A 10,620-nucleotide genomic window follows, 5' to 3' on the forward strand; every position below is an offset into this window, starting at 1 on the left:
TTGTTCTGCTATTGAAGGACTATGATCAAAGAAGTAGTAAAATAAATTAATTTTGCCTGGCAACTTCTTGATATGGAAGCATTCCGATTCAATCAGGTTCTGGTTTTCTATAACATAAAGTTTGAATATATGGAAATTATTGACAAGAATACATTTGGGACGATCTTTCATTCTAAGCATGTAAAAATATTCTCTTGCTTGCTGGTCAAATGCTCTATTCAAGTTCTCGCCAGAACTTTTGTTTTCAATCAGAATAACACCAGGCCAAAGAACATCAATTCGCTTGTTATCTTCGCTTTTGGAAATGCTACGCTCAAAATAGATATTGCTATCCAAACGGTCAATGTTAAAAATCCCAAAGAATTCATTGATGAATGTTTGAGATTCTTCACGTTCTCTTACATAATATTTCCTCGTCCATCTTTCTACAAATTGTTCAGCTTTCTCGCGAATCCTCTGCTTTTGCTCAGGGCTTAGTTCCATGGTCATGTTGCCGCAAGTCCGGCAGAAATCACCCTACGGAAACAGCCGCCTCATCACAAAGAACCAGCACCTCCCCCTTGGGAGCCACCAGCTTGGCGGGGGTGCGCGCCGGATCTTCCTGGGGATCCAGGAGCCGCTCCAGGGCTTGGCGCTTGGCGGCGCCGGCCACCAGGATGATCACCTGCCGGGCGGCGCTGAGCAGGGGGGCCGTCATGGACACCCGGGGCAGGCCCTTCCCCAAGCCCACGGTGACCCATTCATCTTCAACATTTACGGCGGCTGTGCCGGGGAAGAGGGATGCCGTGTGACCATCATCGCCGAGGCCGAGGAGCGCCAGGTCAAGCCGGGGCGGTTGGCCGGGGCAGAGTGTTTGCAGGAGATCCCCATAGGCCCGGGCCGCGGCTTCGGGATTGGGCAGGTGGGTGGCCACAGGGTGGAGCCGCGCCCGGTGGGCGCGACTGCCGCTGAGCAAACGGTGGCGCACCATGCGGGCGTTGCTGGCGGGATCCTGGACATCCACCCAGCGCTCGTCTCCCAGCACCAGTTCCACCCTCTCCCAGGGCAGATCCTCCTGTCCCAGGTGGCCATAGGCGGCCTCCGGCGTACTTCCCCCCGCCAGGGCCATGACGCAGCGGGGCTGCCGGGTGGCGGCGTTACGGATCACTGCTGCCATGGCGGCGGCGGCGGCGTGGGCCAGGGCTGCCTTGTCCGGGCTGGTTTGCAGGCGGTAACGGGTCATGCCAGCCACTCCGTGTGGAAGCTCCCCTCCCGGTCCACCCGTTCATAGGTGTGGGACCCGAAGCAATCCCGCATGGCCTGCACGGCGTTCTGGGGAAGCCGGGGTGAACGGTAGCTGTCGATGTAATGCAGGGCCGACGAGAGGCACGGCAGGGGGATGCCCGCCCGGGCGCCCGCCTGCACAACGGTGCGCAGGTTGTCCAGCCGTCCATTGACCTGCTGGGCAAACCAGGGATCCACCATCAGGTTGGGAAGCTGGGGATCCTCGCGGAAGGCGGTCTGAATGCGGCCCAGCAGCTTGGCGCGGATGATGCAGCCCCCTTTCCAGATTCTCGCGATGCTGGTGAGGTTCAGGTCATAGTTGTGCCGCTCCGAACCGCGCTGCAACAGGGCAAGCCCCTGGGCATAGCTGGTGATGATGCTGAGGATGACCGCATCCCGCAGCGGCGCCATGCCGTCCGCCACGCTACCCAGTTCCACAGAGGTGGCGGGGGGGGCAGCCAGAACGGCGCCGGCCTTGACCCGCTCCGCCTTCAGGGAGCTGAGCACCCGCGCATTGACGGATTCATAGATGGTGGGCACCGCCACCCCCATCTCCAGGGCGCTGATCACCGTCCAGATGCCCGTACCCTTCTGACCGGCCACGTCCAGGATCTTTTCCACCAAGTGGGCGCTGCTCTCCGGATCCTTGGTGCGCAGACACACCTCCGTGATCTCCACCAGGTAGGAACTCAACTCCTCCAGTTGGCCCCAGGCGCCCACCACGTCGGCCATGGCCTGACCATCCAGGCCGGCGCCCCGCTTCATCAGGTCGTAGGCTTCCGCCAGAATCTGCTCCACGCCGTATTCAATGCCGTTGTGAACGGTCTTGACGAAGTGGCCGGCCCCACCGGGACCCATGTAGGCCACACAGGGACCGTCCTCCACCTGGGCGGCCATGGTTTCCACCAGGCTGGCGATGGCCTGGTAGGCCTGCCTGGTGCCGCCGGGCATCATGCTCGGTCCCTCCAGGGCCCCCTTGGCCCCGCCGGAGATGCCCATGCCGATATACCCGAAACTCCGGCTTTCCAGGGCCGTCACCCGTTGCTCCGTGTCCATGTAGAGGGAGTTGCCGCCGTCAATGAGCAGATCCCCCTCCTCCAGCAGGGGCGCCAGGGTGTCGATGGTGGCGTCAATGGGGGCGCCCGCCTTGATCATCATCAGGATGCGGCGGGGGCGTTCCAGTTGCTGGACAAATTCCGGCAGAGTGTAGGCCGCCTGGATGGCCTTGCCCGACCCGCGACCCGCCATGAAGGCGTCCGTCTTCTCCCGGGTGCGGTTGTAGACCACGCTGCTGAAGCCGTTGCGCTCGGCGTTGAGGATCAGGTTCTCCCCCATGACGCCGAGGCCGATCAGGCCAAAGTGCGCCTTGCTCATGACGTGTTGTTGGACTAGGAACAGTTTGGCCGGATTGGCCTTAAGGGACTGGGAAGAGTGCCAGGGCCGAGGGGCTGGATCACGGTCAGATCACCATGTTGTTGGGGATGGCGGCGTTTTTAATCACCACCACCAGATTGCTGCGGATGTAGAAGCCCAATTCAGGGCGATCCCCTTCCTCAACACGGTCCTTGTTGATGATCTGGACATTGGCGCCAATGCGCACGTTCTTGTCCAGAATGGCCCCCTTCACCGTGGAGCCGGTGCCCACACCCAGGGGAATGCCCCCCTTGGCCCGCACCGCCTCCCGCTGGCCGTTGGACTCGTAGTAGTCACTGCCCATGGTCAGGGTGTCTTGCAGCACGGCGCCGCTGCCGATGCGGCTGCGCACCCCCAGCACACACTTGTGAATGCTGCAACGTTTCAGGATGGAGCCGTCCCCAAGGATGGACTCGGTCACATGGCTGTCCAGCAGCTTGGTGGGGGGCAGGTAGCGGGGACGGGTGTAAATGGGGAACGCCTCGTCGTAGAAGGAAAACGCCGGCAACGGCTGTTCGGTCAGGGCCAGGTTGGCTTCATAAAATGCCCGGATCGTACCGATGTCCTCCCAGTAGTCGTTGAACAGGTAGGCCCGCAGGTCGTGGTCCTGCAAGGCCGTGGGGATGATCTCCTTGCCGAAGTCCGTTGCCGAGGGATTCTGATCCAGCAGGTCGAACAGGGCCTTGCGGCTGAAGACGTAAATGCCCATGGAGGCCAGATGGGGCTTCTCCCGGGACTCTTCCGGTGAGATCCCGTAGACGGAGGTATCCACCCGCATCTGGTCCAAGGCCTCGCCACGGGGCTTCTCGCGGAACTCCAGGATGCGCCTTGAGGAGTCCGTACGCATGAGGCCGAAGCCCTGGCCCTGCTCTGGGGTCACCGGCAGGGCCGCCACGCTGATGTCTGCCCCCAGGGCCCGGTGGGAGGCCACAAAGGCGCCGTAGTCCATGCGGTAAAGCTGATCGCCGCTGAGGATCAGGTACTCGTCCACGTCCCATTCCCGGAAGAGCCACTTGTACTTGCGCACCGCATCGGCGGTGCCTTCAAACCAACTGGGGCTCTCCGGGGTCTGCTGGGCTGCGAGAACCTCCACGAACCCCTGACCAAAGCCTGCCGAGAGGTTGTAGGTGCGGGTAAGGTGGCGGTTAAGGGAGGCGCTGTTGAACTGGGTCAGGGCATAAATCTTGTTGATGCCCGAGTTGATGCAGTTGCTAACCGGAATGTCGATCAGGCGGTACTTGGCGGCCAGGGGAACAGCCGGTTTGGCCCGCATCTTGGTGAGGGGAAAGAGACGGGTTCCGGCGCCGCCGCCGAGGATGATTCCCAAGACCCGCTTCATGGACACGCTGCTAACACCTTCACTTTCGTTGATGGAGGGTGCAAACGGCAAGACCCGGTGGACGAATTCAAGACGTCTCGGACTGATCCAGATCAAACAATTCGCACACAACCTGCAGTTGTTCCAGTCGCTTCTGTCGCTCCATGGGTCCCCGCAGGCGGGTTACGGGGCCGTGGAGCACTTTGTTGATGATGCCTTTGCTGAGGGCTTCCACCACGTTCTTCTCCCGGGCCGAGAGGTCCGGCCCCATGCGGCTGAGGGCCTTGAGCAACTCCTGTTCACGCAACTCGTCCATGGTGCGCCGCAGCCGGTTCAGAACAGGAACGGCTTCCAGTCCGTCCCACCAGACGAGAAAGTCCTCCGCATCCTGGCGCAGGAGCGCCTCGGCCACCCTGGCCGTGGCCTGGCGGGCCAGCCTGTTGCGGGCCACCACTTCCTCCAGGTCGTCCACGTCGTAGGCCGCCACCCCGTCCACAGCCGCCACGTCGGCGGTGACGTTGCGGGGCACGCCAATGTCGAAAAGCTTGAGGCGGCGGATGGGCGCCACCCGCTCCAGCCGTGATCGGGTGAGCATGGGGGTGGTGGCTGCCGTGCTGGTGAACACCATGGAAGCCCTTCGCAGTTCTTCATCCAACTGCTCCAGGCCCACACAACGGATGGCCAGTTGGGGAAAGTCCCTGGCCAGGGCTTCCGCCCGGGCCGTGGTTCTGTTCACCAGGGTGAGGGCTGTGCAGCCCTTCGCCGCCAGGTGCTGCACCAGCAACCGCCCCATCCGGCCGCAGCCCACCACGGCAACGGCCTCCTCCCCAAGACCGACAGGGTGCTGTGTACCCCGCTCCTGGGCGCATTTGAGCTGGGCCAGTTCCACCGCTGCGCTGCTGATGGAGACGGCTCCTTTGCCCAGCTTGGTTTCACTGCGCACCCGCTTGCCGGTGCTGACTGCCTGGTTCAGCAGTCGCCCCAGAATGGGACCGGTGGACTTGTGTTCCTGTCCCAGGCGCGCCATTTTCTTCACCTGCGCCAGGATTTGCCCTTCCCCCAGCACCAGGCTGTCGAGGCCGGCGGCAACCCTCAGCAGGTGGTCAATGGCCTCGGCGTGATGAAGGTCAAACAGATGGGGCTTCAACTCCGTGGTGGGCAGGCCGCTGTGGTCGCTGAGGAAGCGCACCATGGCGGCGATGCCCGCGTCAGCCTGGCGAAGGAGGGTATAGATCTCCAGCCTGTTGCAGGTGCTGAGAATGGATGCCTCCTGCACCTCCTGGACCGCCATCAAGCTCCTCAGGGAACCGGGCAATGTCTCGTCCGTGATGCTGAGCCGCTCCCGCACCTCCACTGGCGCGGTGCGATGGCTGAGGCCAATGACGGCAATGTGCATGGGAGGAGGATGGGCGGAGGGCGCCGGCGGCTCAGCGCAACGACACCTTGGTGGCGCCCGCTTTGATGTGGACCGTGTTGGTGAAACGGGCTGTTTGATCCAGGGAGGAAATCACCAGGCTGCTGGTGCGGGTGCAGTCCGGCTCAAACTTCACCCCATGGAACAGGAGACCATCGGTAATGCCGCTGGCAGCAAAGACTACATTCCGGCCACTGGCCAGTTCCTCCGCCCCATAGACCCGGTCGGGATCCGTAATGCCCATTTCCGCCAGTCGCGCCAGATTGCCCTCCCTGGTGAGGTTGGCCCACTCTTTGGTCATGGCGATTGCCGGGTCATAGACCAGTTGCCCCTGGAAGTGCCCCCCCAGACAGCGCAACGCCGCTGCGGAGATCACACCCTCGGGCGCCGCGCCGATGCCCATGAGGCAGTGGGCGCCGGTGCCCTCGAAGCCACAAGCAATGGCGGCGCTCACGTCCCCGTCGCTGATGGGTTTCACGCGGGCGCCGGCACTCCGGATCTCGGCGATCAGGTTTTTGTGGCGGGTGCGGTCCATCACCACCACCACCAACTCGTCAATGGCCAACCCCAGGCAGTCCGCCAGGATCTTGAGGTTGTCCGTGGGGGACTTGCGGATATCCACTTTGCCCCTGGCGGCTGGCGGCGCCGCCAGCTTGTTCATATAGAAGTCCGGCGCGTTGAACAGGCCGCCACGGTCACTGGCGGCCAGAACCGCCATGGAGCCGGGCTGGGCGTTGGCGCAAAGATTGGTGCCTTCACAGGGATCAACGGCGAAGTCCACACCGGGACCATGGCCACTGCCCACCTCCTCGCCGATATACAGCATGGGGGCTTCATCCCGTTCCCCCTCGCCGATCACAATGCGGCCCTCCATGGGAATGGAGCCCATGCGCTTGCGCATGGCTTCCACGGCAGCGGCATCCGCATCGTTTTTGCGTCCCTGACCGGTGAGCTGGGCCGACGCGATGGCCGCCTGTTCGACGACTTCCAGCAGTTCCTGAATCAGGTTGCGGTCCACGGATTTTTAAGCAAAGGTCTGATGCACGCCTCCATGACGGAGGTCGAAGCGCAGGGAAGTCTATCAGTGCCCCAGGCTGTCTCGGGATCGAGGTCAAATGCCACAACCGCCGGTATAGGCTGAAGTATCAGCCCAACCCACTTCGGCAGCGCCATGTCTCCCAAGCCCCTTGTGATTGCCCCGTCGATCCTTTCGGCTGACTTTGCGCGACTGGGGGACGAAGTGAGGGCTGTGGACCAGGCCGGGGCGGATTGGATCCACGTGGACGTGATGGATGGGCGCTTTGTGCCCAATCTCACCATTGGCCCGCTGGTGGTGGCCGCCCTGCGCCCGGTGACGGAAAAGCCCCTGGACGTTCACCTGATGATCGTGGAGCCGGAGAAGTATGTCCCGGACTTCGCCCAGGCGGGGGCCGATCACATCTACGTGCAAGTGGAGGCCTGCCCCCACCTTCATCGCAACCTTGCCCAGATCAAGGACCTGGGCAAGAAAGCGGGCGCCGTGCTCAACCCCGGCACCTCCCTCAGCACCCTGGAGTACTGCCTTGAACTCTGCGACATGGTGCTGATCATGTCCGTGAACCCCGGTTTTGGCGGGCAGAGCTTCATCCCTTCGGCCCTGGACAAGATCCGCACCCTGCGCCACATGTGCGACGAGCGGGGTCTGGATCCCTGGATTGAGGTGGATGGCGGCGTCAAGGCCAGCAATGCCTGGAGCGTCATTGATGCCGGCGCCAACGCCTTGGTGGCGGGCTCGGCAGTGTTCGGGGCGGCGGACTACGCCACCGCCATTGACGGCATCCGCAACAGCCGCAACCCCGCTATGGCCGCAGTCTGATCCAGCTCCTGAGCCGGGCAGGGTGTTCAGAGTTCGAGAATGGCCTGGAACACGCAGGCCAATTGGTTCTTTTCGGTGAACGCTTGCAGATCCTCCAGGGTGCGGGGTGGCTGGTCAAGAGAATCCAGTCGTTGCTGCAGACATCGGCACGATCCCTGGGCCACCGCGCCCGGAGCCCCCTGGCGGCGGGCCTCGGCCTGGCAGAGCTGCTGGTAGACCTTCGTGGACTTCAATGCCATGGCAGGATCTGCCACGGCAATCACTGTGGAAAGTCCCATAATTGCACCCACCGCCGCGGCGGTGGTCAGGAGCCAAGAAACCATCCGTAGCTATGAAGGCCAACGCCAAGAAGATTGACACCGATGTAACAGATCACCACCACCACGAATCCGGAGGCGGCCAGTGCCGCTGAGCGACGACCATGCCAGCCCCGGTTCAGGCGGGTGTGCAGATAGGCGGCATACACCAGCCAACAGATGAGTGCCCAGGTTTCCTTGGGATCCCAGCTCCACCAACTGCCCCAAGCCTCGTTGGCCCATACCGCGCCACTGATGATGCCAATGGAGAGAAGGAGAAAGCCAACGGTGATGGTGCGGTAGCTCAGGTTGTCCAGGCGCTCGGCCTGGCTGAAGGTTTCGCTGGCGAGACCGGTGGAATTGTCCCCCATGGCCATGGTGGGCGTACGAAAGCCGCCACTGCCGATGGAACTTCCCCGAATGGCCACGGCTTGATCCCGGTTCGCCAGCAGCACGCCCACCGCCAGGGCGGATCCCACCAGCAGCGCCCCGTAGCTGGCCATGATCACGCTCACATGCATCACCAGCCAACTGGAGCGCAGGGCCGGCACCAGGGAATTGGCCGTCTGCAGGGACGAGGGCAAGGCAAAGGACGCAAAAGCCAAGGTCCCCAGGGCCAGGGGTGTGGTCAATGCGGGAATCCAGGCGTGGTGGGAGATGCGCATCAGCAGCAACTGGGTAAAGCTGGCGCACCAACTGAGGAAGCACAGCGACTCGTAGAGGTTGCTCACCGGAAAATGACCTGTGTCCATCCAGCGGCGCAGCAACAACGCCGCCAGGAACAGGTTGGCGATCGCCACAAGGGCGGTGCTCAACTGCCGGGAACGGTTGCCTGCCATGAGCCCCCAGAACGCTGCAGGCAAGGCCGCCAGAAACAATACCAGGGCTCCCAACCCCAGGACTGCGGTGAGGTCGGTCGGTGTCAATAGAGGGATGGGCATCACCGATGCCTTATGAGAGCCTTCAGGTTAGATTGACTTCCTCCCCGCCCTGAGAGGGCCGGGCTTCCTGCTCGGATTCGCTGATTGCCTCCTCCTTCAGGCGGGTTCCTCCTTCACGGCCAAGTGCGGGCAAGCCCGTCTTGCCTTCGGCTCCACAGGCGTTTAACGACGCGGCGCCCCCCGCCCCGTCGGTTGGTGCTGAAGCGCGCTGAAAGCTTGGTTTTCAGGCCAGTCCTCCGGGCGCAGCACCTTTTCAGGGGATGGGTCCTGGGCCTGGGCAGAGTTCAGTTGGGCCTGCAGAAGGGGAATGAGCCGCTCCAGGGCGATGCTGCGACTGGCTTTCAGCAGCAGATGATCACCGGGCTTCAACCATGCCAGCAGATGGTCCAGGGCGGCCCGGGGCTCACTCACCTGCACCACCGGCAGTGTCCGGCCTGCACCAGCCACCAAAGCATCTCCAAGAGGACCGTCGTCCACCACCACCAGCCCGTCAAACCCTCGCCGGCCCACATGCCGGCCAATGCGCTGATGCCAGTCCTGGCCAAAGGATCCCAACTCCAGCATGGGGCCCAACACGGCAAAGTGTCGCCCCTGCTGTTCCGCCACCATGTCCGTGGTGGCCAGCACAGCCTCCGGAGAGGCGTTGTAGGTCTCATCCCAGAGGGTGACAGGGCCCAGCAGCAGTTGACGGGCACGGCCCCCTGGAAGTCGCACCTGGTCCAGGTGACGGTTCTCGGGCATAGCGCCCAAATGCTCTGCGCACGCCAGGGCCAGCATCAGGTTGCGGGCCTGGTGGGTCCCCGGCAGGGGCAGACGCCAACAGCGTCCCCCCAGACGCAGCTCATTCCCCTTCAGTTGGCCATACCGGTCCGCCGGGGGTAGATCGGAGGGGAAGATGTCACTCCTCAAGGCCACCCGATGGACCGGGCCCTGCCAACTGGCCGCCAGGCTGGCTTCCAGGAGGCGATCCCCGGCCGGGACCACCACCAGCCCTGTACTGCTCAGAGCCGTGGTGATCTCGCATTTGGCGGAGGCGATGGCCTCGCGGCTGCCAAGACGGCCGATGTGGGCTGAACCGATGTTGGTAATCACCGCCAGATCCGGTTCTGCGCAACGGCTCAGTTCAGCGATTTCTCCCGGTCCCCGCATGGCCATCTCCACCACCATGGCGGCCACGGTTTCATCCGCCGTCAGGATGGTGCGGGGGACGCCAATCCCGTTGTTTTCATTCTCCTGGCTGGCATGGATGATGCCCAGGGGCGCCAACAGGGCTTTGATCAGTTCTCGCGTCGTGGTTTTGCCCGCGGATCCCGTCACCGCCACCAGGGGCAAGCCCAACTGCCGGCGCCAGGCCCGGGCAAGATTCTGGTGGGCTTGGTGGGTGTCCGCCACCGGCAGCAGGGGCAGGGGCGGATGACGGGGGGCCGCCGTGGCGTCCACAATGGCGGCGCAAGCCCCTCGCGCCGCCGCTGCCGTCAGGTAGTCATGGCCGTCAAAGCTCTCGCCCCGGAGCGCCAGGAACAACTCCCCGGGCCGCAACCGTCGGCTATCGGTGCTGATGCCCCGGCCGGGACTCCGGAGGGAGGAGACCGGGGAGATGGGGCAGCCCAGAATCCGGGCACAGTCTGCTGGGGAGAATGAGCAGGGCACGACCAATCAAAACCACGACCACGCTAACGAGCCGGGGTGCGGGTGGCCAGACCCTGGCTGTCGCCGGGTGACTGCAGAAGCAATGCCGCCAGTTCCAGATCAAAGCGGGTGGTGATTTTGAAATTCCGAGGGCTACCCGTCTCAACCGCCACGGGCCAACCCAAAGCTTCAAACAGGGCCGCATCATCCGTCACCGTCAGTTGGCGCTCACGTGCCAGCCGGTGGGCCTGGCGCAACTGGTCCACAGGGAAGCCCTGGGGTGTCTGGGCGGCCCAGAGCCGGGAGCGATCAATGGTGTCCTGCACCTGCTGATTCGAGGACACCCGCTTGATGGTGTCTGTAACAGGGATCGCGGCAATCACGGCGCCACGGTGGACAACCGCGTCCCCACAGCGATCAAAAAGCTGGGGCGCAACCAGGCAACGGGCCCCGTCATGGATCAGCACATGGCGAGCATCGGCAGGGAGGCC

11 protein-coding genes are annotated in these 10,620 nt (G+C 63.2%); 1 reads left to right on the forward strand and 10 read right to left on the reverse strand.

Annotated features, from left to right (window positions below):
- The 6 genes from BG35_RS12615 to glpX form a co-directional block, all read right to left on the reverse strand.
- Positions 1–483: type IIL restriction-modification enzyme MmeI (locus BG35_RS12615; protein WP_373276959.1), on the reverse strand; the 483-nt coding region annotated here is incomplete at its 3' end.
- Between the two features lie 28 nt (positions 484–511).
- Positions 512–1,222, reverse strand: a complete 711-nt coding sequence (gene pgl, locus BG35_RS0103030) for a 6-phosphogluconolactonase (protein ID WP_025781643.1) — start codon at positions 1,220–1,222, stop codon at positions 512–514.
- Complete coding sequence (gnd, locus tag BG35_RS0103035; protein ID WP_025781644.1) at positions 1,219–2,637, reverse strand: NADP-dependent phosphogluconate dehydrogenase; 1,419 nt, start codon at positions 2,635–2,637, stop codon at positions 1,219–1,221. The genes pgl and gnd overlap by 4 nt, the downstream gene beginning before the upstream one ends.
- An 85-nt stretch (positions 2,638–2,722) precedes the next feature.
- Entirely contained in the window at positions 2,723–4,015 is a 1,293-nt protein-coding gene (locus tag BG35_RS0103040; RefSeq protein ID WP_025781645.1) for a glucose-1-phosphate adenylyltransferase, read from the reverse strand.
- A gap of 67 nt (positions 4,016–4,082) precedes the next feature.
- Entirely contained in the window at positions 4,083–5,390 is a 1,308-nt protein-coding gene (locus BG35_RS0103045) for a glutamyl-tRNA reductase (protein ID WP_025781646.1), read from the reverse strand.
- Between the two features lie 31 nt (positions 5,391–5,421).
- Positions 5,422–6,426 (reverse strand): class II fructose-bisphosphatase, encoded by a 1,005-nt coding sequence (gene glpX / locus BG35_RS0103050; protein WP_025781647.1) that lies wholly within the window; start codon positions 6,424–6,426, stop codon positions 5,422–5,424.
- Positions 6,427–6,579: 153 nt separating this feature from the next.
- On the opposite strand from glpX, the gene rpe reads away from it, so the two are divergent.
- Positions 6,580–7,263 (forward strand): ribulose-phosphate 3-epimerase, encoded by a 684-nt coding sequence (gene rpe, locus BG35_RS0103055; RefSeq protein ID WP_025781648.1) that lies wholly within the window; start codon positions 6,580–6,582, stop codon positions 7,261–7,263.
- A 26-nt stretch (positions 7,264–7,289) separates the two neighbouring features.
- Here rpe and BG35_RS0103060 read toward each other — a convergent pair whose 3' ends face one another.
- The 4 genes from BG35_RS0103060 to BG35_RS10000 form a co-directional block, all read right to left on the reverse strand.
- Positions 7,290–7,586: a hypothetical protein gene (locus BG35_RS0103060; RefSeq protein ID WP_025781650.1), complete on the reverse strand. Its 297-nt coding sequence runs from the start codon at positions 7,584–7,586 to the stop codon at positions 7,290–7,292.
- Positions 7,568–8,500, reverse strand: a complete 933-nt coding sequence (ccsB, locus tag BG35_RS0103065) for a c-type cytochrome biogenesis protein CcsB (RefSeq protein ID WP_025781651.1) — start codon at positions 8,498–8,500, stop codon at positions 7,568–7,570. Before ccsB ends, BG35_RS0103060 begins: the two co-directional genes overlap by 19 nt.
- 162 nt (positions 8,501–8,662) lie before the next feature.
- Positions 8,663–10,150, reverse strand: a complete 1,488-nt coding sequence (locus BG35_RS0103070) for a UDP-N-acetylmuramoyl-tripeptide--D-alanyl-D-alanine ligase (protein ID WP_152535143.1) — start codon at positions 10,148–10,150, stop codon at positions 8,663–8,665.
- Between the two features lie 23 nt (positions 10,151–10,173).
- Positions 10,174–10,620: 2-C-methyl-D-erythritol 4-phosphate cytidylyltransferase (locus BG35_RS10000; RefSeq protein WP_173399727.1), on the reverse strand; the 447-nt coding region annotated here is incomplete at its 5' end.

Source organism: Candidatus Synechococcus spongiarum SH4, assembly GCF_000586015.1.
In the GTDB taxonomy this organism is placed as follows: Bacteria; Cyanobacteriota; Cyanobacteriia; order PCC-6307; family Cyanobiaceae; genus Synechococcus_B; species Synechococcus_B spongiarum_F.

What these genes read in the sequence shown, in the direction of transcription:
- pgl (WP_025781643.1), bottom strand. Translation starts at nt 1,222, where the DNA reads ATGACCCGTTACCGCCTGCAAACCAGCCCGGACAAGGCAGCCCTGGCC.
- gnd (WP_025781644.1), bottom strand. Translation starts at nt 2,637, where the DNA reads ATGAGCAAGGCGCACTTTGGCCTGATCGGCCTCGGCGTCATGGGGGAG.
- BG35_RS0103040 (WP_025781645.1), bottom strand. Translation starts at nt 4,015, where the DNA reads ATGAAGCGGGTCTTGGGAATCATCCTCGGCGGCGGCGCCGGAACCCGT.
- BG35_RS0103045 (WP_025781646.1), bottom strand. Translation starts at nt 5,390, where the DNA reads ATGCACATTGCCGTCATTGGCCTCAGCCATCGCACCGCGCCAGTGGAG.
- rpe (WP_025781648.1), top strand. Translation starts at nt 6,580, where the DNA reads ATGTCTCCCAAGCCCCTTGTGATTGCCCCGTCGATCCTTTCGGCTGAC.
- BG35_RS0103060 (WP_025781650.1), bottom strand. Translation starts at nt 7,586, where the DNA reads ATGGTTTCTTGGCTCCTGACCACCGCCGCGGCGGTGGGTGCAATTATG.
- ccsB (WP_025781651.1), bottom strand. Translation starts at nt 8,500, where the DNA reads ATGCCCATCCCTCTATTGACACCGACCGACCTCACCGCAGTCCTGGGG.